At 66.1% G+C, this 23,015-nt stretch carries 21 protein-coding genes; 14 read left to right on the forward strand and 7 right to left on the reverse strand.

The window, feature by feature from the left end; genetic code table 11:
- Positions 1-258 precede the first annotated feature (258 nt).
- The 5 genes from BJ997_RS14775 to BJ997_RS14795 form a co-directional block, all read right to left on the reverse strand.
- Complete coding sequence (locus BJ997_RS14775) at positions 259-984, reverse strand: 4'-phosphopantetheinyl transferase family protein (protein ID WP_052541855.1); 726 nt, start codon at positions 982-984, stop codon at positions 259-261.
- Positions 981-1,457, reverse strand: a complete 477-nt coding sequence (locus tag BJ997_RS14780; RefSeq protein WP_035834705.1) for an anthrone oxygenase family protein — start codon at positions 1,455-1,457, stop codon at positions 981-983. Before BJ997_RS14780 ends, BJ997_RS14775 begins: the two co-directional genes overlap by 4 nt.
- Positions 1,458-1,545: 88 nt before the next feature.
- On the reverse strand, positions 1,546-2,298 hold the full coding sequence (locus tag BJ997_RS14785; RefSeq protein WP_035834704.1) for a 3-oxoacyl-ACP reductase family protein: 753 nt from the start codon (positions 2,296-2,298) through the stop codon (positions 1,546-1,548).
- Positions 2,295-3,287, reverse strand: a complete 993-nt coding sequence (locus BJ997_RS14790; RefSeq protein ID WP_035834703.1) for a 3-oxoacyl-ACP synthase III family protein — start codon at positions 3,285-3,287, stop codon at positions 2,295-2,297. The genes BJ997_RS14785 and BJ997_RS14790 overlap by 4 nt, the downstream gene beginning before the upstream one ends.
- A gap of 3 nt (positions 3,288-3,290) precedes the next feature.
- On the reverse strand, positions 3,291-3,548 hold the full coding sequence (locus BJ997_RS14795) for a hypothetical protein (protein ID WP_201771683.1): 258 nt from the start codon (positions 3,546-3,548) through the stop codon (positions 3,291-3,293).
- Positions 3,549-3,768: 220 nt separating this feature from the next.
- Between BJ997_RS14795 and BJ997_RS14800 the strand changes: the two genes are divergently transcribed.
- The 5 genes from BJ997_RS14800 (at position 3,769) to BJ997_RS14820 (ending at position 10,416) form a co-directional block, all read left to right on the forward strand.
- Positions 3,769-5,340, forward strand: a complete 1,572-nt coding sequence (locus BJ997_RS14800) for a flavin-containing monooxygenase (protein WP_201771682.1) — start codon at positions 3,769-3,771, stop codon at positions 5,338-5,340.
- Complete coding sequence (locus BJ997_RS14805) at positions 5,337-6,899, forward strand: FAD-binding protein (RefSeq protein ID WP_052541854.1); 1,563 nt, start codon at positions 5,337-5,339, stop codon at positions 6,897-6,899. Before BJ997_RS14800 ends, BJ997_RS14805 begins: the two co-directional genes overlap by 4 nt.
- Positions 6,896-8,239, forward strand: coding sequence for an alpha/beta fold hydrolase (locus BJ997_RS14810; protein ID WP_052541853.1), 1,344 nt, complete (start codon positions 6,896-6,898; stop codon positions 8,237-8,239). Before BJ997_RS14805 ends, BJ997_RS14810 begins: the two co-directional genes overlap by 4 nt.
- A 139-nt stretch (positions 8,240-8,378) precedes the next feature.
- The gene (locus BJ997_RS14815; protein WP_035834702.1) at positions 8,379-9,173 is read left to right on the forward strand and encodes an NAD(P)H-binding protein; all 795 of its coding nucleotides are present in this window, start codon (positions 8,379-8,381) and stop codon (positions 9,171-9,173) included.
- A 7-nt stretch (positions 9,174-9,180) separates the two neighbouring features.
- Entirely contained in the window at positions 9,181-10,416 is a 1,236-nt protein-coding gene (locus BJ997_RS14820; RefSeq protein WP_035834701.1) for a hypothetical protein, read from the forward strand.
- On the opposite strand, the gene BJ997_RS14825 is transcribed toward BJ997_RS14820, so the two are convergent.
- Positions 10,370-13,753 (reverse strand): ATP-binding protein, encoded by a 3,384-nt coding sequence (locus BJ997_RS14825; RefSeq protein WP_052541852.1) that lies wholly within the window; start codon positions 13,751-13,753, stop codon positions 10,370-10,372. The two genes, BJ997_RS14820 and BJ997_RS14825, sit on opposite strands and share 47 nt — an antisense overlap.
- Positions 13,754-13,800: 47 nt before the next feature.
- Positions 13,801-14,328, reverse strand: a complete 528-nt coding sequence (locus BJ997_RS14830; protein ID WP_052541851.1) for an anthrone oxygenase family protein — start codon at positions 14,326-14,328, stop codon at positions 13,801-13,803.
- A 110-nt stretch (positions 14,329-14,438) separates the two neighbouring features.
- On the opposite strand from BJ997_RS14830, the gene BJ997_RS14835 reads away from it, so the two are divergent.
- The 9 genes from BJ997_RS14835 to BJ997_RS14875 all read left to right on the forward strand — a co-directional run bounded on the left by BJ997_RS14835 (position 14,439) and on the right by BJ997_RS14875 (position 23,008).
- Complete coding sequence (locus BJ997_RS14835; RefSeq protein ID WP_035834700.1) at positions 14,439-15,362, forward strand: AraC family transcriptional regulator; 924 nt, start codon at positions 14,439-14,441, stop codon at positions 15,360-15,362.
- A 130-nt stretch (positions 15,363-15,492) separates the two neighbouring features.
- Positions 15,493-16,758, forward strand: a complete 1,266-nt coding sequence (locus BJ997_RS14840) for an aminotransferase class I/II-fold pyridoxal phosphate-dependent enzyme (protein ID WP_084140974.1) — start codon at positions 15,493-15,495, stop codon at positions 16,756-16,758.
- Positions 16,755-17,978 (forward strand): beta-ketoacyl-[acyl-carrier-protein] synthase family protein, encoded by a 1,224-nt coding sequence (locus BJ997_RS14845; protein ID WP_035834698.1) that lies wholly within the window; start codon positions 16,755-16,757, stop codon positions 17,976-17,978. The genes BJ997_RS14840 and BJ997_RS14845 overlap by 4 nt, the downstream gene beginning before the upstream one ends.
- Entirely contained in the window at positions 17,975-18,853 is an 879-nt protein-coding gene (locus BJ997_RS14850; protein WP_084140973.1) for a MaoC family dehydratase, read from the forward strand. Before BJ997_RS14845 ends, BJ997_RS14850 begins: the two co-directional genes overlap by 4 nt.
- Positions 18,850-20,364: an AMP-binding protein gene (locus BJ997_RS14855; RefSeq protein WP_052541850.1), complete on the forward strand. Its 1,515-nt coding sequence runs from the start codon at positions 18,850-18,852 to the stop codon at positions 20,362-20,364. The genes BJ997_RS14850 and BJ997_RS14855 overlap by 4 nt, the downstream gene beginning before the upstream one ends.
- 1 nt (position 20,365) lies before the next feature.
- Complete coding sequence (locus BJ997_RS14860) at positions 20,366-20,701, forward strand: acyl carrier protein (RefSeq protein WP_084140972.1); 336 nt, start codon at positions 20,366-20,368, stop codon at positions 20,699-20,701.
- Entirely contained in the window at positions 20,698-21,735 is a 1,038-nt protein-coding gene (locus tag BJ997_RS14865) for a hypothetical protein (RefSeq protein ID WP_052541849.1), read from the forward strand. The genes BJ997_RS14860 and BJ997_RS14865 overlap by 4 nt, the downstream gene beginning before the upstream one ends.
- Positions 21,722-22,618 carry a tryptophan synthase subunit alpha gene (trpA, locus tag BJ997_RS14870; RefSeq protein WP_221243976.1) on the forward strand — a complete coding sequence of 299 codons (897 nt, stop codon included), beginning with the start codon at positions 21,722-21,724 and terminating at the stop codon, positions 22,616-22,618. Before BJ997_RS14865 ends, trpA begins: the two co-directional genes overlap by 14 nt.
- 15 nt (positions 22,619-22,633) lie before the next feature.
- Entirely contained in the window at positions 22,634-23,008 is a 375-nt protein-coding gene (locus tag BJ997_RS14875; protein ID WP_035834696.1) for an ectoine synthase, read from the forward strand.
- Positions 23,009-23,015 lie beyond the last annotated feature (7 nt).

Here is a 23,015-nt window from a genome sequence, read left to right on the forward strand (position 1 = left end):
CTGGAGCCTCCTCAGTATGACTGCTGAACTTGCGCAAAGCAATCATGTTGGTGCGGTTTGATGCGCATGTAGTGCAGGTGGCGTGAAAAGGTGTGCAACTTGGCGGGCGGGCCGGGGCGACGCCGCACCGAAGCGGCGGATGCGGCTCGGCGGGATGGTCACCGGGGCGGAAGAATTCGACGACCCGCGCACCGGAGGTGAGAAACGAGCCGACATTCTGCGGGGAGTGTTCGAGGCCAGGAGCGGCGCCGGTGACCCTCAGCCGGATCCGGCACCGTTCGGAATCCAGGCGACAGCGAGGAGCAACCCGCTGCTCACCCGCCATCTGCCGTGGATCGCGGGCCACTGCTTCGCGGCGACCTCCGGGTGTGCAGTCGCGTCGATGCCACGCGGCCGTGGAGTCACGGTGAAGGAACCGTCGGTTCCGATCCTGGCCTCGGCGTGCTGCATGCCGAGCCAGATGCGCGTGCACGGGAACCACGCCTTGAATGCTGCCTCCTTGGCGCAAAACAGTGCGAGCGTCACCGGAAGGTGCGCCGGCAACCGAGCCAGATGCGCTTGCTCGGACGGAGAGGTGAACGTGTTTCTGACTCCAGGCGACACCTTCCGACAGGGCTCGGCGTCGATCCCCAGGCCCGCAAAATGGCTCGCGCGCGCGACGATCGCCGCCCGGTATCCCGCCGTGTGCGTCAAACTGCCCACGATTCCGGTCGGCCACACGGGTTCGCCGGTGCGCGAACGCGGTATGGGCACCGGCGGTTCGCCCAACGTCACCAGGGCCGCTCGAGCGCAGTCCCGCGCCCGGATGGATTGCAGTCGGTTCGGCGACACCTCCGGGCCAACGAGATGCGTCTCCTCTGGCAGCCGCCGGGCTGCCAGCCCGGTTGGCCGCTCATCGTCAGCGGTCGACTCCATCGCGACGGCACCCGCCGGCGCCAACGCCCCCACGATCCCGGCATTCGACCAGCAACGCACTGTCGTCACGTGGCTGATACCAGCGCGAGACCCAGACTTGCCACGGCGGCCGTCGCCGTGACCGCGCGGACGCCGTTCCAGTGCGCCCACGACGTCTCGAACCCGCGGCGGGCATCCGCTGCGCCGCGAGGCACAGCCCCTTCGAGTCGAAGATTCAGGGGGATGTTCTTCGCGAAGGTGATGACGAGCGTGGCGACGTAACACGCCAACGCGACAGCCGTCGCGGTGACGCTGCCCGCGCCGGTTGCGATGCCGATCACCAGGGCGCCTCCCGTGAAGAAGAAGGCGCCGAAGAAGGCTAGGGCAAAAAGCGGATTCTGGATCGACGTGTTGATCGAGACCATCGCCGACGTAAATGCCCGGTCGTCTACTCCGGACAGCCCGGGCATGACGCCGCACACAAATGCAAAGAACAAGCCTGCGATGAGCGCCGTTGTGACTGTGGCGAGAAGGAGGAGAATAACAACGGAGAACTCGGCCATGGCCACACTTTCACTGGGTAAACGGGATCGGGAGTGATCGCCACCGCGATCCGGCCGGACGGTTCGAGCGCCGTCCGGCCACGGTCGGTCAGGTGATTGACACACCGCCGTCGATGCTCACGACCTGACCCGTCATGTAATCCGTCTCCACGAAGAAGCCTACCGATCGTGCGATTTCGTCGGTCGTGCCGAATCGCCGCATCGGGCATTTCGCACGGATGCCGTCCTTCACCTTGTCGGGCAGCCCCTCGGTCATGTTCGTGATCATGAAACCCGGGGACAGCGCGTTGACCGTGACTCCGCGCGCGGCACATTCCGCCGCGAGCGTGCGGGTCAGTCCGATCAATCCGGCCTTCGATGCCGAATACGCCGTCTGTCCCGGGGTCGCGATCAATGCCGACGGCGACACGATGTTGAGGATGCGTCCCCATCTCTGTGTGAGCATCGAGGGAAGACAGAGTCGGCTGATGTGGAAAGCTCCCAACAGATTCGTGTCGATCACGGAACGCCACTGCTCCGGATCCTGCATGGCCATGAGCGAATCATGCCGCACCCCGCCGTTGTTCACGAGAACGTCGACAGGGCCTAGGGCCTGCACAATCTCGTCGTGCAGACGGAAGGAATCCGCCCATGACGCAATGTCGCCGCTCACGACGACCGATTTGTTGGTGAGCAGCTCGGCGGTCTCGCGCGCTGCGGCCTCCGACGAGTTGTAATGCACCGCAACGCGGAAACCCAACGCGTCGAGCTGAATGGCGAGGGCACGCCCGAATCCGCCGGAGCCGCCCGTCACAAGCGCGACGGGGCTCACTCGACGAGAGCCCCGCTCCCCTCCGCTCATGCGGCCACCTTCGTTCCGCCCCAGCGCAACAACATCGACGCCCAGGTCATGCCGGCGCCGAACCCCGCAAGAAGCACGACATCGCCCTCGGTCACCCGGCCTGATTCGATCGCCTCGGTGAGAGCGATTGGAATCGAGGCCGACGCCGTGTTGCCGTAGCGGTCGAGATTGGTGAACAGTTGCTCCTGCACCATGCCGGTGTGCTCAGCAATGGACTTGATGATGCGAATGTTCGCCTGGTGCGGGATGACGACATCAATGTCGGCAACATCCACACCGGCGGAACTCAAGGTGCGCCGAACAGTGCCGATGGTGAGGCGCACGGCGTTGAGATAGATCTCATTTCCGTTGATCTGCGCGTAGTGCAGACCATCGCGCACGGTCTGCTCGCTGGTCGGCAGCCGGCTTCCTCCCGCCAGCACCTTGAGACTGTTGGTGCGGCTGCCATCGGCGCCCATGTCCCAGCCCAGGAGCCACTCGTCCACCCCGGGGGTCAGCACCACGGCTCCCGCGCCATCGCCCACCAGGATACCGAGATCCCGGTCCTCCGGGTTCGTGGTCAGCGAATGCGTGTCACTGCCGATGATCAAGATAGGCCGCGGATCCATCCGCATCAGCGCCGCGGCCATGATGAGCGCGTAGACGAATCCCGCGCACTCGGCATTCACGTCGTGCGCGCTTCCCGCGATCCCCAGTTCGTGATGAACAAAAGCAGACGTGGCCGGGGAAGGTTGCTCCGGAGTCGCCGTGGCGACGATCAAGTGAGCCACATCAGCACCGCTGAGGCCTGCCCGATCCAGGGCGGCCCGCCCGGCATCGGTCGCCAGCGAAGCGGTGGTCTGACCCGCTTCCACCCAGCGCCGTTCCCGAATTCCGCAGCGGCTCACGATCCAGTCCTCGTCCACCCCGAACTTGACGGCCAGTTCGGCGCTCGTCACAACCTTCTCCGGCAAGGCCGATCCCCAGCCCGCGATCTGAAACGTCGACATGGCTCAGCCCACCGCGTCAGCGGTCACGAGCAGGGTGAGGCGCTCGTGCACGATACGAACTGTGAGCAGGCTGTCTTCGTTGTCGAACACATTCGCGTCGGCGCCGGCGTCAGGGTTCGCGGACTGGAAGCCGTACAACCACTCCATCAAATCCATGGAATCGACGTCGGCAATGTCAGTCAGCGGAACGTCGGCATCGATGGTGAGCGCACCGGAGACGGCCTTCATCTGCTCGATGAGGTCTTCGAGGGATGGAATCATAATGTTTTCCTCTTCGTCTGTTAGCTGGCGGGCCGGAAAAGCCGGCCCTGGAAGTAGCCTCGCGGCCGGTAACACGGTAAGCCGGCCTGCGCAATCGCGACGCAAGTGAGCCTGTCGTTCGGCGACGGCACCCCCTTGCGGTTTGCTTGCGCCCCGGGGACACACTGAAAACGGACCCGGTCGACCGATGACTCGCGTCTTCCCAACGAGAGGACTTCACGTGGCACAGCAATCACTGCACCGGCCGATTGACCCGGAGCTGGACGCACCGGCGTCCAGCCCGGACTCGCGGCGTACGCCGCACACGCGGGTGGCGATCATCGGGGCGGGCTTCTCAGGACTCGGCACCGCCATTCGGCTGGCGCAGAAGGGCGAAGACGATTTCGTCGTTTTCGAGCGAGCCGATGAAGTCGGTGGCACCTGGCGGGACAACATCTACCCGGGGGCCGGGTGCGATGTCATGTCGCTGCTCTATTCGTTTTCGTTCGCGCCGTACACCGGGTGGAAGTCGACATTTGGAAAGCGGGACGAGATCTTCGGGTATCTGCTGCGCGCCGCCGAGCAGTTCGACGTGCGTCGCCGCATCCGTTTCGGCCATGCCCTGGAACGCGCCCGATGGGACGACAGCCGCAAACTGTGGCGAATTCAGACCTCGCAGGGTGAGTGGACGGCTGACGTGCTGGTACTCGGCACCGGTTACCTCAGCGAGGCGTCCCTGCCGGACCTGCCCGGCATTGCGGGCTTCGAGGGCCAGATCATGCATTCGTCTCGGTGGGATCCGTCGATTGACCTCGCGGGCAAGCGCGTGGGAATCGTGGGTACCGGCGCATCCGCCATCCAAATCATTCCGAGTATCCAACCGCTCGTCGGCAGTCTGACGATCTACCAACGCACCCCGGCGTGGGTCGCTCCCAAACCCGACAAGACAATTGGCGCCGGAGAAGTGTGGCTTCGCCGGAACGCACCCGGGTACCAGAGATTCCGGCGGAATTTCAACAAGTACGGTCGAGAAATTGTCGTCGCCCTGCTGTCGAAACCCGAACTGATGAAGAAGACCCTGCAAGGCTCGGCGCTCTCGAACCTGCATGCCGTGATCCCGGAAGGGCCGTTGCGCGCCGCTCTCACGCCCGACTACGTGGCCGGCTGCAAGAGAGTGCTGTTCTCCAACGGGTATTACCCGGCAATCGCGAGCGACAACGTGAGCGTGGTCACCACGGGCGTCACGGCCCTCGACGGAACACGGGTCATCGCGGGCGACGACGACCGCGAGATTGATGTGCTCGTCTTTGCCACAGGCTTCCACACAGCGGAGCGACCTGTCGCCCGGCTCATCGAAGATGCCGACGGCCGCACTCTCGCGGAGCACTGGCAGAACGGGCCCGCCGCCTATCTCGGCACGACAGTGGCAGGCTTCCCCAATCTGTTTCTGATGCTTGGACCGAACACGGCGCTCGGGCATTCCGCGCAAACGGTGATGATCGAGGCGCAGATCGGCTACCTGCTGTCAGCGCTCGCCGTGATGAACAAACGCTCCGTCGCCTCTGTTGAGGTGCGACGCGACGTGCAGGACAGCTTCGATGCCACCGTTCGCGAGCGGTTCGCCGGAACGGTCTGGCAAGACGGCGGCTGCGCCAGTTGGTACGCCGACGCCTCCGGTCGCAACTCGTCAATTTGGCCCTCGACAACCACCCGCTACAGCCGCCTCACGCACCATTTCGACCCCTCCGAGTATCGCCTGACCACCGTCTCTGCGCGAGCACGAGACCTCACCATGGAAAGTCCAGCCCGATGAAGAGTCATAACCCCGCACAGGCCACTGATCTCACCCCGAACGCCGAAGCATCCGCTGCCGAACCGACGCCCACCGGCACGCTGTCCCGCCGTTCCGTGCTGCTGGCCGGGGGCGTTGCCATCGTGGGCTGGAGTCTGGCCTCCGGCTGGGTCACGGGCGACACAGCGCACGCCGGTCCGCGGCATTCCCGCGTACCCCGGCTGGACGGCACACTTGAGAAGTCCGCTCTCGGAGACTTCGATCACGACTTTGGCGGCTTCATCGCGGCCACGCCCTGGGCAGTCTTGCGCCCGGGTTCCACTGAGGATATCGCCACGATGATCAGATTCGCCCGCGACAACCGCCTCGCGATCGCTGTGAACGGGCAGAGCGGCGAAGATGGGCTGCTCGAATCCCACTCGAGCTACGGCCAGGCGCTGACGGAGGGCGGTATTCAGATCGATGCCCGGTCGTTCTCCTCGATCCATTCCATTGACGCGACGCGAGCGGTGGTCGGTGCGGGTGCAACCTGGGCCGAGGTCGTGACGGCAGCCCTGGCCATCGGCTCCACGGTGTCCACCCTTCCCGACTACCTCAAGCTCTCGGTCGGCGGCACGATCTCCGTCGGTGGCATCGGCGGGAACGTGCAGAGGGTGGGGCTCTCGGCCGACATCGTGCGGTCCATGGAAATTGTCACCGGAAAGGGCGACACTGTCAGGGCCTCGGCGCATCAAAATGCGGACCTCTTCCAGGCCGCACTCGCCGGAGGCGGCCAGGTCGGCATCATCACCAAGGTCGAGCTCGAACTCGTGCCGGCAGAGTCGACCGCGACGATTCGCATGTTCTACTACGACGATCTCACCCGATTCGTCGACGACCAGAAGCTCATCATGGCGTCGCGGCGCTTCGACCACCATTCCGGCTCCATCATCCGCAACGCTGACGACTCCGGCTGGCGCTTTGCGATCGAGCTGGGCAGCTACCATTCCACTGCGGAGGCCCCGAACGTCGACGACATCGTCCTTCAGCTGGGAGATGTGGCCAGTGACCGCGCGAGCTTCGCGCTTCCCTATCGAGACTGGGCATTCCGCCTCGAACCGCTGGTGCCCGACCTCCTCGCCGGAGGCTATTGGGGACAACGCAAGCCGTGGGTGAGCCTGTTGATTCCGAGCGACCAGGTGGAGGCGTTTCTGGCCGATGTGCTGCCCGGTTTGCGGGCGAGGGATCTCGGGGCGGGCTTCTGCCTCCTGTCGCCTCTCGACCCTTCCACCATCACGGCGCCGCTGTTCAAGGTGCCGGCCGGGCCCGACGGAGTCGCGTTCTTTTTCGACCTGCTCGCGTTTCCCGACCCGGCAGAGCCCGCTGCTGAAATCGCCATGATGCTGGAGCGCAATCGAACCATGTTCGATCGGGTCGTGGCCCTCGGCGGCAAGCGGTACATCATCGGTGCGGTGCCGCGCATGACCGTGGGCGATTGGCAAACGCATTTCGGCTCCGAGACCTACACGAAGCTCAAGCAGTTGAAGAGACGGTACGACCCTGACGGAGTGCTCACGCCCGGCCAGGGCTTCTTCCGATGAGCGCACCGCACTACTCGGTTCGGGACGAGGTTGAGCTGGAGGCTCCTCCCGCCCAGGTGTGGGCCCAGCTCCTCGCCGAACTCTCGGGCGCGGCACAGTGGTGGCTACCCAACAACACGTTCGTGCCGCTGGCGGCCGGCCTCGACCGAATCGGTTCCAGCGTACGCGTGGAGGTGCGCCCGAACGGTCGAACCTCGCGGGGCCCGGTGCTCAGCTTCGTCGCGACGACTCGGGAATCGGTGACGAACCGCACACTCGCAATGCACTTCGTGAGCGGATGCTTTCGCGGCGAGTGGACTTTCGACCTGGAGCCGCTCGCAGGAGGGCGGGCCACCAAATTGGCACTCACGATGGAAGCCGAACCGCAAGGATGGGTGCGCACACTGGCCCGGCTCACCGACGTGGGAGAGCAGCATTCGCAGGGCGTGCGCGTGGCCTTTGAGCGACTGGCGGCCGTGTTCTCCGGATCGGAGGTCGCGAATCCGGCCCGAGACACCGCGGCGCTTCCGTCGGAGATCGACACTGTGCGGAGTGATTCCTTCGTCGTTGCTCAAGACGGAGCATCCGTTCATGTAACCCGCATCGCGCCACACAACCCCACGACGGCCGTTCATGCCGTGCTCCTGCACGGTTGGGGTTCTGACGCCCAGCTCTGGGCTGATACCGCCGCCGAACTCATCGCGGAGGGAGTGCCGGTGGTGTGCCCGGACTTCCGCGGTCACGGTGCGACGGCGATCAGCGGAGCAGTGCTCAGCCTGGACCTTCTGGCCGGCGACATAGAAATCGTCATCGATTCACTCGGGCAGACCGATTTCGTGCTGGTCGGCCACTCGGGCGGCGGCCTGGTCGCCCTCGAGATAGCCGCCCGGCGGCCGGCAGGGCTCCGTGGCCTCGTACTCGCCTCGTCAGCGGCCAGACAGGACCAGATTTCTCTCGTGGAGCGTTGGGTCATCGGCAGCAGCCTCCTCGGCTGGGCGCTGAGGTCCGCGCGCGGCGCTGAATTCATCCTCTCCCGCACGATGGGCCCCGGCCGCACGTTTCCGGGTCGCCTCTCGGTTGCGCGTGCCTTTGCGGCTACCGCCGCCCCCGTGAGATCGGCATACTTCGCCGCGTCCAGCGCTGCCGACCTTCGGCATCGCTTACCGGCAATCGACGTGCCCGTCGCCGTTTTGGGGGGCAGTGAAGACAAGACGTTGCCCCCTCGGGACGTTCGTGCCACAGCACGCGAGCTGGGCCTCGTGGGGCCCATTGAGCTGTTGGGCCGAGGGCATGCGCTGCCGGTCGAAGCGCCCAGAGAACTGGCCGCTGCCATCCTGGCCATCATGCGTTCCGCCGCCTGAAGCGGGACGGATGCGATACGCCCTCTTATGGCCGTGAGTGGCTGACGCATTCCGTACTGCGTCGTTGTTCGCTTCTATTGAAAGTGCGGCGGGAAACCCGCACCGCACAGCGCAGGAGCAGACAAGGAAGAGGCACATCATGCTAGTTATCGGTGGAACGGGAAAAACCGGTCGTCGAGTCGTCGAACGGCTGCGCGATCAAGGAATCGACGTGCGCGTCGGCTCTCGCACGGCAACTCCCCCCTTCGACTGGGAGGACAGAACTACCTGGGCGGCCGCAGTTCACGGCATGAAAGCCGCCTACGTGACGTACTACCCCGATCTTGCCTTTCCGGGCGTTTCCGACCTGATCGCGGATTTCTCCCAGGTCGCCGTTGACGCCGGGGTCGAGAGGCTCGTGCTGCTGTCGGGCCGCGGCGAAGAAGGAGCCTTGGCGAGCGAGCGCGCCCTGCAGGCTGCCGGCGCGCAGTGGACCATCGTGCGCTGCAACTGGTTCAACCAGAATTTCAATGAGAGCTTCTTCCTCGAGCCCGTGCGCGAGGGAGTCATCAGTATCCCCGCCGGTGAGGCTGTGGAGCCCTTCGTCGATGCTGAGGATATCGCCGACGTCGTCGTGGCTGCACTCACCGAAGACGGCCACAACGGCGCAACCTACGAGCTCTCCGGCCCGCGCCTGCTGAGTTTTCACGACGTCGCTCAGGAACTGAGTGCGGCGACCGGGCGGTCGATCGTGTACGAGCCCGTGACCCCCGATGAATACGGCGCCATTCTGGAGAAGGAGGGACTGTCGCAAGACTTCGTGGAACTTTTCACGGTGATCCTCGACGGCCGCAACGCCAGCCTCACCGACGGAGTCGAGCGAGCGATCGGCCGCCCGCCCCGCGATTTCCGGGTGTACGCCGAGGCGGCCGCCGCCACGGGCGTCTGGGCCTAGCCCACCCATGAACGCCGTCGCCGCACAGACCGCATCCGTCGACCACTTCGATGCCATCGTGCTTCCGCCTGGCACCGCCGCGGCGGTCGCCATGGTCAGCTGCCCGTCGCTGGAGTCGGCAGAACGACACTGTGAGCAGTGGAGCCGCCTGGGTGGTAATCGGCTGGCATGCGTGAGCGGCGACGGTGCCGAGGTGATCGTGAGTGTCAGGTTTTCCAGCGTCTTCGATGTGCTCCTCGCGGTCGGTGCCGTGGCGGGCGGGCCCATGGACGGCGCCGGGCACCGCACCGCTATTGTGCTGGGCTCGATCGGGGCAGAAGACCTGACAGCTTCTGAGTGCGTGGTGCTGCAACGGGTCGCGCTCATACTGGCGATGGCCAAGCCCGGGCAGTGCCTTCTGGGGGCCGAGGTGGGGCTCGTCGCGGGATCCCTTCTCGGCCCAGGACTCGACCTGATCGATTCCGGTGAACGAGAGGGCGTCGACCGTGGCTCGATCGTGTACGACATTCGCGCCACGGATCTGGCCAGCCGGGTGAGCTTCTGCCCACGGCTGGAATGGGCACGCCGCAGCGTGCACGGAGCGGGCGGGTTCTCGAAGGTCGAGTACGTCGACCCTGACCTGGTCGACGACGCTCGCATCACGTGCTTCGTGGCCGAAGACGAGGGCTCGTTGCAGGTCGCAGTCGCGCGAGCCGCCCTCGGCGCGCACGCCCGGGGCGCGCACGTGCTGCGAATACACGCCGGTGGCGGCAGCGGACCAGTGCTGTCAGGGGTGGTCCAACTCATCTCCACCTATGCTCATGATCGAGGGGCGACCCTCTCCACAAACGAGCTCCCCCACGAGTGGGCGGCTATTTCCCACACGCTCCCCGAGCTCGCCAGCCAGGTCGATGTGGCCCTGTCCTCGGGCTTCCCTGCCCGACGCCGCTATCGCAACCGGGGAAGCGACCGCCTGGACCTCATCGACCGACTCCTGCGAACTATCGCGAGCAACGGGCCCGCTCTCATCGTCGCAACGGGAATCGACTCCCTCGATCCGCTCAGCCAGATTCTGCTGGAGCGCGTGCTGGGCGATCAACGGCTCGGAGGCATCCGGCTGGTCTGCGGCGCAGTGGGCCAGCCACCCGCGCTTGTCGATCGACTGCGCAAACGCCTCGGTCAGGCCGGGATCGACGAGGTCACGCTCCCGCCAGCGCTCACACCGCGTCAAACACTGACAGCGAGACAATCCGTGGGTCGATGATTCGGCGGGCCTCCTCGCGAAAGGCCTGGGCGGCAACGGCATCGCCGCTGGTGCGTCGTCGATCGAGGATCGCCGCTATGCCGAGCTGATGCACCGCCACCCACACGCGCGAGCGAGCTCGCGAGACCGTCGTCAAGCCCGATATCAGAAGCCGCTCGGCATCGTCCAGATCGTGTTCGGCCATCGCGAGTCGAGCAAGGTGGAACGACACGGGGCCGACCGACGTTCGGTACCCGTGTGCGGCCGAGACCAGGGCGAAGGGCTGCAGCTTCTCTCGCACCTGCCCGATCAGGTCGGGCTCACTGGAATCCACTGCGATTATCGCCATGACCGCCGCGTCGTGCAACGAGGCGTCATCCACGGCGAAGGGTCCGCCGGCACTCAGCATCATTCTCAGGCGGGATCGAGCCGCGGACGCCCGGCCAGCCAGCACGTCTGACAGCCCGGCGTCCGCGGCCCGCAGCCCGTGAGCAGACGATGTGCTCGATGACCAGGCATCGGGGTTTCGAAAACCCAGCCAACGTGCAACGAGCCGCTGACGCCCCAGGAGATCGCCGGCGAGAGCGGAAGCGATGTCTCGGCCCTGGATAGGTGGCGACACGGACGGCTGCGCGGACCGCACGCCGTTCGTCGCGGCGACCAGGTGACGTTCTGCCCACAGGTGCGTGTACTTTTCCGGCGTGGGGTGCATGCGCATGGCCTCAGCCCACACCCCGTCGAATTCTCGGGTCTCGTCGGGGCACTGACGGATCGCCGCACCGGACGCGCCATGGTGGGCGGACAACACGAGCGCTTCGGGATCGCCCACCCGGCGTGCCAGGTGCCCAAGTTCGCGCGCCAGCTCGATGCGCGTACCGGCCTGCAGCGGATCACCCACTTCTTCGGTGAGCTCCGTGAGAGTTCCAATACTGCGGCGCATCAGATCCGGCTCAACGACACCCGCCTCGAAACGCACGTGGCGAGCCAGAAAGCGGGCGAGCGGCCGCTCGATGTTCTGCTCGGCGAGTGCCGGCAGTCCGAGGAGTCGCAAACTGTCGAGAACCTGTTGGCACGTGGAACGCGCATCGTCAGCCAGTGACGGATCGATGGCGAGGTCATCGACAAGCCTGGACGCCGCCGCCAGGGCCACACCGACAGCGTTCGAGCCGAGCCCGAGCATGGTCGCCTCCATCAGGTGCATGCGCGCGTGGGGGCTCCCGGCCCGCAGCTCGTCCACACCGAGGAGGCTGAGCGCGCGGGCTCGGAGGCTCTCGTCATGGGGCGGCACGAGATCGAGGGCGTCTCGCCGGAGCCGGATGGCACCGTCAAGGTCTCCGTTGTCAGTCGCCTGCTCGGCCGCGTGCCAGCGAGACTCGATCGCCGGGTCAGCGCTGTCCGCGACCGAGATCGCGCCGATCCCCCAGGGGCCGCGCACCCGGTGCGACTCCGGAAGTACCAGGGACCCCCGTTGGCCCAATTCCTCGGCGAGTCGGCGATGGAACCGCACTCGCTCGGTCTTGGGCAGGTCGGAGTACACGGTGTCGCAAATCGCGCCGTGCAGGAACCGATATTCTTCCGGCCGAAGCCCCTCTGGTGAGCAGGGGCTGACGTCGTCGGCGCTGATGAGCTCGGAACGCACGAGCTCATCGAGCACGAGCGCGATCTCGTTGATGTGGACTTCGGCGGCCCGAGCCACCAACTCCGCGTCAAAGGCCGGTCCGGCGACTGCGGCAACGCGCAGGAATCGGGCGGAAGACGGAGCGAGATCCGCGGTTCGGATGCGGGTATAGTCGCGCAGCCCGCCGACGAGGGTCGCCAGGAGATCGTGGCGACGGGAATCCGTTTCGACCAGGCGGGCCAGCAAATAGGGGTTGCCGCCGGAGGCGGTCAGCAGCCTGCCCAATTGGGCTGCATTCTCTTGCGCGACCGCCGGCAGGGTGGAGATGAACTCATGCGCGTCAACGAGCCCGAACCGCGGCAGATCGATTCGGCGCACCGAGCCCTCGCGTTCGATTTCGTGCAGGAACCTGAGAGCGGTGGAATCGAGGCGGGATTTCTCAGCCGTGGCCAGAACGAAAAGCCCGCAGGGTTGGGCTGCGGGATCACGAAGAAAGAGCGCGTGCAGCACTTCGAGGGTCGTCTGGTCGACCTCGTCCACATCATCGATGATGAGGACCAGGGCCCCACCCCGGGCGACCCTGCAGATGACGGAAACGAGGGGGCCGATGGGAATCGGCGAATCGTCGGTGAGGGCGCGCTGGGCGTCCCCGAGCACGGGTTCGACCTGCAGGCGCACCGAGGAGGTAAGAGTGGGGAGCAGCTGGGCGACAGCGTCGACGATGGCGGACCGGCGCCGGTCGGTGGCCCGGCCGACGCACGCCACGACGGCCGTGCCGCCGCTCATCACCGTGCGCGCGAACTCGTTAGCCACGCTCGTCTTGCCGAGGCCGAGTTCGCCCGTTATCAGCGTCAGCGCCGGGCTACCGGGAATGACCGCGCGCCAGATCTCGACCAGCTCCGTGATCACGCCACCACGCGCGACGAACGGGCGGGTGGGCGCACCGTGCGCTCGCGGTGACTCAGGGGCACGGCTGTCGTCAGATCCCGCCGATAACATGCGAAAGTACACGTCTTCGGTTTCGGGGGCGGGATCGATACCGAGTTCATCGCTGAGTATCGACCGGAGCCGCGCGTACACGGCGAGCGATTCGGCCCGGTTGCCCGCATCGAGGTGGGCCTCCATCATGGACCGATAACCGCTTTCCCGAAGCGGGGCCGATTCGATGAGCGCCCGGGCAGACACGAGGGCGGCCGCCGGATCGCCGTCTGCCAGAGCGGCGCGTGCTGCGATGTCGTGCGCATCGGCCAGAGCATCGGCGAGCTGCTGGTGAACTGTATTGGCCCACGTCGATTCGTGGTCACGCAGGAAACCGTTGCCAAAGGCTGAAATTGCCGCGGCAGCAAGCGCCCGAGCCGTGGAAAGCCGCCCCGCGGCGAGATCGTCTCGCGCCTGCGCAAGCCCGTGCAGGGCGTCTTCGAGGTCGATGCGCACGGCGCACGGAAGGCGCAGAATATAGCGTCCCCCCACCGACTCCAGTGACGCCTCAGGCCCGAGCTCTTCGACGAGACGCCGCACGCGGGTGATGACGCTCCGGAGCGCGGAAGCCCAGGTGTCCGGCAGCTCGTCTGGCCAGATCGTTGAGGCGAGTTCGCGTCGACTCGTGCCGGATCTACGACGCTCCAAGACGAGTCGAGCAGCAGCGATTTGAGACTGCGAGCTACTGAGCGACATGAAGTCGCCGTCCGCACCCACAATGCCCACCTCGCCAAGCAACTGAAGTCGAACTGGTCCTGCCATGACGCCCCCCTGTCGATTTTTCTTCGTGCTGGCCGTGCTGTCCGCTGCTACCGGAGAGTCGGCCGGGGTGCGGTGCGCTGCCGCTTAACATCGGGGCGGAGGGCCGGCACCGTAGCGCACACGAAAGCCACAGTGGCTATGGTTGACAGCACGGCGCGCGCAGTGTTGCCCGCGGTCCATTCGCTGAGGAAGGTGGCCCACGGTGCTGCGGAACCGGCCGAGCCGGCGTCGAGGGCAGCAATGGAATAGTTGCGCGGCACGTGGTACAGGATCGTGAGCAGGAACCCGGCCAGATAGAGCACGCCGCCGATGATCACATACCGCGAGCGGGTCGAGCGCGGCTTACGCACCTCCGCCACGAGGGCCACAACGCTCAGCACGGCGGCACCAAAAAAGCAGGCCATGAACGGGGCCTGCTCCGCGTTGCGATTGAATTCCTGCATCCGTGCCAGGCCCTCTCCCGGTGGCAGTTCGGCGAGCGCGGGCATGGTTCTGGCGGAGAACACCGTGTACACGCCGGCGGTGACACCGGCCGCGAGCGCGGCCGCTCCGGAAAGAATGCGCGAGGCGAGCATGTGTGGGTCCTTTGCATCAGGTTTAGGGTCGAACTCTAACAGGCTCACACATCTACGCGAATAACGGAGTATTTACCCGCATACATGCGCGATCGTCTATTCTCCTGACTATGGACCCTCTTTCAGAATTTCTAGATGGGCCTCGCGCCCGCAACGCGTTCCTCCTCCAGGTCACGATGAGCCCCCCGTGGTCCATTGATGTCTCGGACGGCGCGCCCCTCACCGTGGTGGCTGTTCTGCGCGGTCACAGCTGGGTTGGACGTGAGAACGCCGAACCTGAGGAACTCGCTGCCGGAGACGTACTCGTGGTGTGTGGCGACGTTCCGTACCTGTTGTCATCCGAACTCGGGCTGGCACCGACCGTGCATATCGGAGCCGAACAGGCCTGCACGGGACCCGACGGACGCGACCTGCAAGATGAATTGGCAAGCGGCGTGCGCACCTGGGGGAATGACCTCGACGGTGAAGACGTTCTGCTCGTGGGCACATTTCGAAGCTCAGGCGAGGTCGGCAAGATCCTGTTGTCGGCCCTGCCGTCGAGTTTCGTCGTGAGAAATGCGGACAGCTCCATGGTGAGCGTGCTCGCCGATGAGATCACCCGTGACGGAATCGCACAATCGAGCGTGCTCGACCGGCTCCTTGACCTGATCTTGATCCAGACGGTGCGCTCCTGGTCGGCCACGGTTCGAGAGACGCGACCGACCTGGATGGATTCTGCCCACGACCCCATTGCCAAGCGGGCGCTCGACCTCATCCACGAGCATCCCGACCGCGCCTGGACCATCGATTCCCTCGCCCGATCCGTGGCCAGCTCGCGTGCGTCCCTGGCCCGGCGCTTCCACGAGGCCGTCGGCACTCCCCCCATCGCCTATCTGACGCAATGGCGGCTGGCGCTGGCTGCCGATCTGATGACTGATCCCACCCTCACACTGAGCGCGATCTCCCAGCAAGTGGGCTACGCGAGCCCGTTCAGCTTCAGCACGGCCTTCAAGAAACACTACGGAGTGAGCCCCCGCATCTATCGAGCCGGGTGAATCGAGGGCACCGCTGCTCCATCGGCATATTGCGCTCCCCTCGCACCACGATTGTCATTATTGCGCTCGCCTTGCGTACACGTCGTTACATAAGAACCAGTCACGATTCACCGTACGAAGGACGAGGCCCATGACCGTACTCACACGCACTGATGACCCCAGCGTTCTCCCCGGAGCCGCACCTCGAAGCGCGTCCTTAGACGCCCTCGAGAAAAAGCTCGCGGCGACTCGACGCCGCGTGGGAATGCTCGAGTCCACCCCCCACCGTCGCAACAGCTTCATGCCCTACGTTCCGATCGGGGGCACGCCGTACGTCGACGTCGAGGGCCAGCGACTGCTCATGATGTCGGGCTACAGCTACCTCGGACTGGCCGGGGATCCGCGCCTGGCCGCGGCCGTCAACGCAGCCGTGGACGTGTACGGCACGGGGGCTCACGGGGTACGCGCTCTCGCCGGGACCACTCCCCTCCACCAGGATCTCGAAAGCGAAATAGCCCGGTTCACCGAGCGTGAGGCCGCCCTCGCATTCAGCTCCGGCTACGCGGCCAACGTGGGCACAATCGGCGCACTGTGCGGCGCCGGTGACCATGTCTTCGTCGACAAGCTCGACCATGCCAGCATCGTCGACGGCTGCCAGCTCAGCGGCGCCACGGTGACTCGGTTTCGTCACAACGACCCGGCCCATCTTGACGCACGACTGCGTGCTGCGGGAACCGACGGCGTTCGCCTCGTGATCGTTGACAGCGTCTACTCCATGGACGGCGATGTTGCCCCCCTGCCGGCCCTCCGGGAAGTCTGCGATGCCCACGGGGCGCTCCTGATGGTCGACGAAGCGCACGCGCTGGGCGTCATCGGAAAGACAGGGCGGGGAATTGAGGAGCACTACGACCGCACCGTGCGCGTCGACATCAAGCTCGGCACCCTGTCCAAGGGCATTCCCTCGATGGGAGGCTGGGTGTCAGGGACTCCCGACCTGATCTACCACCTTCGCTACGGAGCGCGGCCGTTTCTTTTCTCGGCCGCACTCGCTCCCGCCCAGACCGCCGCGGCCGCGGAGGCCATCCGCATTCTCGATGCCGAGCCACAGCGGGTGTCGCACATCCAGGCCGAATCCGGCCGTTTCCGCACCGCTATGGCCGACGCAGGGTTCAATATCGGGCAGAGCACGACCGCGATCGTGCCCCTGATCATCGGAACGGACGCACAGGCCTACGACTACGCCACGACGTGCCGCGAACACGGCGTCGTCGGGCTGCCCGTGGTGACCCCTGCGGTGCCCAACGGCATGGCCCGCCTGCGCATCGCGATCACCGCGGCGCACTCCGCCGAGCACATCGACACCGCAATCGAGGCGTTCGTCGCCGCTGCCGAACAGCGCGTTCCGGCCGGCGAATGACACGCGGGGCAGTCGTCATCACAGGAATCGGCGTGCTGACGCCGGCGGGCAATACAGTCGATTCGCTGTGGGACGCCCTCCTGACCGGGGAGTCCACTGCACAATTCATCGACCGCTTCGACGCATCTGCGCACCCGATCCGAATCGGCTGCCAGGTGCCGGTCGCGCCGGCGCCCGCAGGCGTCTCCGAGAAACAGCTTCGACGCCTGGATCCGTTCGCCCGGTTCGGCCTGACCGCCGCCCTCGATGCCTTCACCGATGCCGGATCGCCGCAGACCGACCCCGGGCGAACATCGATTCTGGTGGGCAACGCGGTCGGGGGACGCACAACCAGCGATACCGAGAGCATCCGCTTTGCCCAGGGCGGCCCCCGATCCGTTAGCCCGCTGATGCCTGTGGTCACGATGCCCAATGCCGCTGCCGTGGCCATCTCGATGGCCCTGGGCTCGACGGGGCCGGCGCTTACCATTGCCACGACCTGCGCCAGCGGCGCGGACGCTATCGGCCTCGGTGCCGCTCTCCTCCGCGGGGACACAGCGGATGTGGTGGTGGCCGGCGGATGCGAGGCGACACTCACGCCCGTGACACTCGCCGCGTTCGCCGCTCTCGGCGCGCTTTCGGCACACACCGGTAACCCTGGACGCGCCTGCCGGCCCTTCGATTCGGCCCGCGATGGATTCGTGATGGGGGAGGGAGCGACCTTCGTGGTGCTCGAACGTGAGACCGACGCTCTGGCTCGGGGCGCCCGTATCTATGGCTCGGTGCTGGGATACGCATCGGGTTCCGATGCCCATCACCTCTCCAGGCCACATCCGCAGGGCGACGGAGCGGTCAGCGCCATGACTTCTGCGCTGCGCGACGCTGATCTGGCCCCGTCAGCCATCGGCCACATCAACGCGCACGGCACGTCGACCCGGCTGAACGACGCCGTCGAGGCCCTCGCAATCAGACGAGTGTTCGGCGACGCGTCGGTACCGCCCGTGACCGCGCCGAAAGGGGTCACCGGCCATCTCCTGGGGGCCTCCGGTGCCGTGGAAGCGGTGGCCGCGCTTCTCGCGGCCCGGCGAGGAACCGTGCCGCCGGTGGCCAACCACGACATCACCGGCCCGGAGATCGGCCTGGACATCGTGGCGGGCGCCCCGCGGCGCATACCGGTGGCACCCGCACTCAGCAATTCGTTCGGTTTCGGGGGGCACAACGCGTGCCTCATCGTGGCATGACTCTTCGTAGTGAGGCAGACAACATGACAAGCGCACAGCTCTCGGCCCCCGTTGCCGAGGTATCCACCGCGGCATCGCCGGCCAGCGCGCCGGCCGACCCCCTCCGCAGGCTAGTGAGATCAGCCATCCACGCACCCCAGCCCCTTCGGCCGGGCACAGACGACGACCTCAACCCCGTTTCCGCTTTCCTGCTGATCCACCCGGAACTGGGAAGGTTTCTCGACACCCGAATCCCCGGCATCGAATTCATCGTTCATCTCTCCCAAGAGCTCCGCGTGCACGCGCCCCTCGACGGGCACGACGACCTCAGCGTTCACTGCGCAATTCGCGAGGTTCGCCATGATCCACGCGGCAGCCGGGTTCGGGTGGACAGCATTCTCGTTGCCCCGGGCGGCGCGACGATTGCGAGTTCGGTGTCGGAGATCCTGGTCGGCGGCGTCACCGTGCCGCCGATCACCTCCGCCCCGAAATCCCCACCGCTCCGCGTGGTGACCGACACCCTGCCGCTCATTCGGGCGGCGAGGGTCTCGGCCGGCTTCAGCGCGCAGTACGCCTTGGTCTCGGGTGACGACAACCCCATCCACGTGGACCAAGATGCAGCCCGCGCCGCCGGCTTCGCCGGAACGATAGCGCACGGAATGAGCGTGGTGGCCATTGCCTGCGAGATCGCCTCCGATGCCCTCGCCGAGGGCGACATCGGTCGCCTGCGCGCACTCGGAGTGCGCTTCTCGGCCCCCGTGCTCTGCGATTCGGACGTGACGGTCGAGCTGAGCGAGTGCGCCACCCCGGGACTGTTCGCTCTGCGGGTACACACGGGCCCCGCGTTGGCACTCAAGTCAGCGTGGCTCGAAATCGCGCCCCACGTGCGCGCATGAACTCGCGCATCGGACAAGAAGAGGACGGAAACGCGGGCAACCTGCCACTCGCTCGGCGCATCCTCGCCCACGCGCAGGAGACCCCGCAGGCCCCCGCCGTGATCGACGACGGCCGCGTGTTCAGCTACGCCCAGCTCCTCAGCCTCGCGCAGTCCCTGGCTGCCGGTCTGCCCGGTCCCCACGGAACGGGCATCGGAATCATCGCCCACAAGAGCGCCCGCACCATTGCGCTGATCCTGGGCACCCTGCTCGTTGAGCGGCCGGCGTTGCTCCTCGCGCCCACGATGTCGACCGAGCGACAGCTGTCCGTCATGCGCACCGCCGGGATTCGCACGCGGATTGAACCCGGAACGCGGGGGGAAGCGACAACGGTCTCCGACGCCGACCACTCGCAACCTGACGACGAAGAGGTCGCCGGCGTGCGCGGCGGCGACCTGCTGTTCACGACCTCCGGCACCACGGGCACCCCGAAGGTGGTTCCGCTGCAGATCGATGCCATTGATCGATTCGTCGCCTGGGCGACCGCTGAATTCGAGTTGGGCCCCGCCAGCACGCTGCTGAATCTTTCACCCCTGAATTTTGACCTCACCCTGCTCGAGGTGTGGACCACCCTGGCGAACGGAGGATGTGTGGTGCTGGTTCCGCCGGAACGCGCCGTGCTTGGCAGCCAGGTGCTCGATCTTGTCGAGGAGCACGCCGTCGACGTCATCCAGGCAGTCCCGACATTCTTCACCCTCATGCTGGCGAGCGCGCGAGGGCGACGGATGACTGGTGTGCGAACACTGATCCTGACCGGCGATCGAGTCGACCACGCAACGGTGGCTGAGCTGCGTGAGACCTTCCCGGTGGCGCGCATCGTCAATATCTACGGCATGACAGAGACTAACGACAGTTTCCTCCACGTCATCCGCGATGTGGAACAGGTCGATCGCGCCCTGCCGATCGGCCAGCCTCTGCCGGGTGTGCGCGTGCTCGTACGAGGTGACGACGGCTCAGTGTCCCCCTTCGGCGTGGGTGAGTTGTTCGTGAGCACGCCCTTCCAGGCTCAGGGGTACCTCGACCCGGTGACAACGTCCACCGTCTTCGTGACATTCCGCACCGCGGAGGGCCCCCGGGTTTACGTGCGCACGGGCGACCTCGTGGACCGGCAGCCCGATGCTCCCACCCACCTCCTCGGACGAATGGACCGCCGGGTCAAAGTACGCGGTGTCGCCATTGACCTCGCCGACGTGGAACGCATTTTTCAGAGCCATCCGGGAATTGCCGCCGCAGCGGCCATTGCCGAACCCGATGTCGTCGAAGGTAATCGTCTCGTCGTGGTGGTTCAGCGGGCGACGCCGAGCGACGTGGACCTGCTCGAGCTGCGGTCCTTCTCTGCCCACCGGCTCGCCCGCGGAAGCGCTCCCTCCGAATTCCACCTCACCGACTCCGGATTCCCCATGACCATCACAGGAAAAATCGACCGACCACGTGCGCTTCTCGCTGCTCGTGGCACGTTGGAAAGGAACTGACATGACAACCAACATCCACACCGTGAGCGAGATCGCTCCGCCCACCGCAGGGACGGACTCCTCGGAGGCCGGGACCGCGGCGGTCATCACCACCATCCGGGAATACATCATCGAGGAGTTTCTGCCGGGCACCGACCCCGCACGCATTAGCACGCAGATGGACCTGCTCAACAGCGGCATCATCGACAGCCTGGGGCTCCTCAAGCTCATTGCCTGGCTCGAAACGCATTTCGAGGTCGGCATCGACGACACCGATCTCGACCCGGTCAACTTCGGTAGCCTCCAGGCAATCGCAGAGTTCGTGGAGCGCCCGCGCTCCGGCCACGACCTGCCATGAGCACCGTGCCGGGCGTTCTGGACCTGCTGGGCTTGCTGGCCGAGAACGCGCCGGTTCCCGTCACCGCGTGGGCCGCATTCTGGCAGCGCGTCGCCGACAATGCCAGTGACCCCGCAGAATTCGTTGACGTGCTCACCGCACTCTCCCGCGAGCTCCCCCGGGACGAGACCCTCGTCTCCTTCGTGACGTCAATCTCCGGCCCCGCACCGGAGAGGCTCATCGAGGCCGTCAACATCGTGGGCATCGGCGGTGGCCCGCCGACCATGAATCTGTCGACGGCCGCGGCACTCGTCGCCGCCGCCAGCGGCGTGCCGGTCGTGAAAGGCGGCTCACGCGCGTACACGTCATCGCTGGGATCGACCGAGCTCATTGGCCGCGCCGGTATCCCCACGACGACCTCGCTCGCCGACCTGCAGGGCTCTCTCGCAGCGACGGGCATCGCCTTCGCCGGCCAACATGTGTATCCGACCGAGTTCACCCGGCTGGCGCGACGCATTGTGCCCGTCGGCATGAAAGAGTTCGGGGCGTTCCTGAACGTCATCGGGCCGTTCGCGGCACGGATTCCCGTGCGGGCACTGGTCACCGGGCGCTCGTCGCGGGCATCTACGGCGACTCTCCGGGCGTTGGGGTCAGCGGACCCGACTCGTTCGCTGTGGATCTGCTCCAGCGAATTCGGTGCCGACGAGCTTCTCAGCATCTGCCGCAGTACCATTCTGGCTCCGGACGGGCAGGCGCACGTGATCGTGCCAGGAACTCTCACCTCGGGGCGAGGGTCGCTCCATGACCTTGCTCCGGCGGATCCCGACGACGCGGTCGAACACTTCGCCCAAGCGCTGGCCGGGACCCTCGCCGTGGCCGTGACCGAAACGCTGTGCCTCAACGCTGCGGTGGTCATTCTCGCGAGCGGTGCGGAGCACGATCTGTCTTCCGCCTACGCCCGAGCCACGGCCAGCGTGGCCTCGGGCGCTGCGAGCCGTTTGCTGGGCGCGCTCCACTCCCCGGTCACCGTTCAGCCGGCCGGTGCTCGTGTCTGACGTGCTCACCGCGCCCGAGCCCCGCGCATTCTTCGCCGGTCCCACCCACGACCGATCGGGAGTTGTGCTATTTCTGAACGCCGGAGACCCGCCGGATGACACCATGGTCGAGATCGTGCGGATGATGGACGAGGCCCGTGTCGATTGTCTGGAACTCGCCGTGCCGTTCCCCGACTCCTTTACGGACGGGCCCGTCGTTCGGCGCAGCGCTGACCGCTCCCTGCACCAGAAGGTCGACCTGTCGAGTGCGTTGGCGCTCGTCAGCCGGCTGCGTGCCGTGACGACCCACACCAGGATCGCCCTCCTCGTGGATTGGAGCCATTCCCTCAAACGGCGCGACCTCGGCGAAGCCGTGAGTGCCGTGCGCGCCGCCGGCGCCGACGCCCTGCTCGTTCACGGCCTCCCTCCCGTGCTGCGTTCCCCCTTTCTCGACGCGTCGACCGCAGCCGACCTGCCTGTCGTGACCACGTGTTATCACGGCACATCCACTGACGAGACCGTTTCGGCTGCAGCCCGGGAGGCCAGTGCCTACGTGTACCTCGTCGCCCGCTACGGACGGAGCGGCACGCGTTCCGCGGATGCCCTGAGGTCAGTCGACGCCTCGATCGCACGGATCCGCTCTCTGACGGCTGCGCCCATCGCCGTCGGTTTCGGCATCGCGACCGCCGAGGATGTGGCGGCCGTTCGCCGGGCGGGTGCCGATGCGGCAATCATCGGCACGGCCTGCGTGGAGTCGATCGAACGTGGCCTGCGTGAGGGCGATGTCGTGCGGTCTTTCTCCAGGTTCCTCGACTCGCTGGACCTCGAACATCCACAAGCTGATCCACCCCGAATCACGCCCGGAACAGAACCGGGCCCCACCATCCGCACCACACAACACTGACGAAAGGATCAGCGCATGCTCATCAGAAAACGTGACGAAGTGAACACCGTCGATTGGGGAAACGGTACGAGCAGTCGGCTCGTCAACGAATCGGACGGCCTCGGTTTCGCGGTCGCCCACACGGTTGTTGCCGCCGGCACCAGCTCCAAATTGCAGTACCGACGACACCTTGAGGCCTGCTATTGCCTCTCAGGTTCGGGGTCCGTGATCGAAGCCGACGGCACCCGGCATGAAATCGTGCCCGGAACCCTGTACGCGCTCAATGAGCACGACCCGCACGAATTGCGTGCGTCAGAACGGGAAGATATGCACCTCGTGTCTATCTTCAACCCGCCCATCAACGGCACCGAGAGTCACAAGCTCGACGCCTCCGGCTACTCACAGTACTAAGAAGGCA

It is taken from the genome of Cryobacterium roopkundense (assembly GCF_014200405.1).
GTDB classification, from domain to species: Bacteria; Actinomycetota; Actinomycetes; order Actinomycetales; family Microbacteriaceae; genus Cryobacterium; species Cryobacterium roopkundense.

What these genes read in the sequence shown, in the direction of transcription:
- BJ997_RS14780 (WP_035834705.1), bottom strand. Translation starts at nt 1,457, where the DNA reads ATGGCCGAGTTCTCCGTTGTTATTCTCCTCCTTCTCGCCACAGTCACA.
- BJ997_RS14785 (WP_035834704.1), bottom strand. Translation starts at nt 2,298, where the DNA reads ATGAGCGGAGGGGAGCGGGGCTCTCGTCGAGTGAGCCCCGTCGCGCTT.
- BJ997_RS14790 (WP_035834703.1), bottom strand. Translation starts at nt 3,287, where the DNA reads ATGTCGACGTTTCAGATCGCGGGCTGGGGATCGGCCTTGCCGGAGAAG.
- BJ997_RS14795 (WP_201771683.1), bottom strand. Translation starts at nt 3,548, where the DNA reads ATGATTCCATCCCTCGAAGACCTCATCGAGCAGATGAAGGCCGTCTCC.
- BJ997_RS14805 (WP_052541854.1), top strand. Translation starts at nt 5,337, where the DNA reads ATGAAGAGTCATAACCCCGCACAGGCCACTGATCTCACCCCGAACGCC.
- BJ997_RS14810 (WP_052541853.1), top strand. Translation starts at nt 6,896, where the DNA reads ATGAGCGCACCGCACTACTCGGTTCGGGACGAGGTTGAGCTGGAGGCT.
- BJ997_RS14815 (WP_035834702.1), top strand. Translation starts at nt 8,379, where the DNA reads ATGCTAGTTATCGGTGGAACGGGAAAAACCGGTCGTCGAGTCGTCGAA.
- BJ997_RS14820 (WP_035834701.1), top strand. Translation starts at nt 9,181, where the DNA reads ATGAACGCCGTCGCCGCACAGACCGCATCCGTCGACCACTTCGATGCC.
- BJ997_RS14825 (WP_052541852.1), bottom strand. Translation starts at nt 13,753, where the DNA reads ATGGCAGGACCAGTTCGACTTCAGTTGCTTGGCGAGGTGGGCATTGTG.
- BJ997_RS14830 (WP_052541851.1), bottom strand. Translation starts at nt 14,328, where the DNA reads ATGCTCGCCTCGCGCATTCTTTCCGGAGCGGCCGCGCTCGCGGCCGGT.
- BJ997_RS14835 (WP_035834700.1), top strand. Translation starts at nt 14,439, where the DNA reads ATGGACCCTCTTTCAGAATTTCTAGATGGGCCTCGCGCCCGCAACGCG.
- BJ997_RS14840 (WP_084140974.1), top strand. Translation starts at nt 15,493, where the DNA reads ATGACCGTACTCACACGCACTGATGACCCCAGCGTTCTCCCCGGAGCC.
- BJ997_RS14845 (WP_035834698.1), top strand. Translation starts at nt 16,755, where the DNA reads ATGACACGCGGGGCAGTCGTCATCACAGGAATCGGCGTGCTGACGCCG.
- BJ997_RS14850 (WP_084140973.1), top strand. Translation starts at nt 17,975, where the DNA reads ATGACTCTTCGTAGTGAGGCAGACAACATGACAAGCGCACAGCTCTCG.
- BJ997_RS14855 (WP_052541850.1), top strand. Translation starts at nt 18,850, where the DNA reads ATGAACTCGCGCATCGGACAAGAAGAGGACGGAAACGCGGGCAACCTG.
- BJ997_RS14860 (WP_084140972.1), top strand. Translation starts at nt 20,366, where the DNA reads ATGACAACCAACATCCACACCGTGAGCGAGATCGCTCCGCCCACCGCA.
- BJ997_RS14865 (WP_052541849.1), top strand. Translation starts at nt 20,698, where the DNA reads ATGAGCACCGTGCCGGGCGTTCTGGACCTGCTGGGCTTGCTGGCCGAG.
- BJ997_RS14875 (WP_035834696.1), top strand. Translation starts at nt 22,634, where the DNA reads ATGCTCATCAGAAAACGTGACGAAGTGAACACCGTCGATTGGGGAAAC.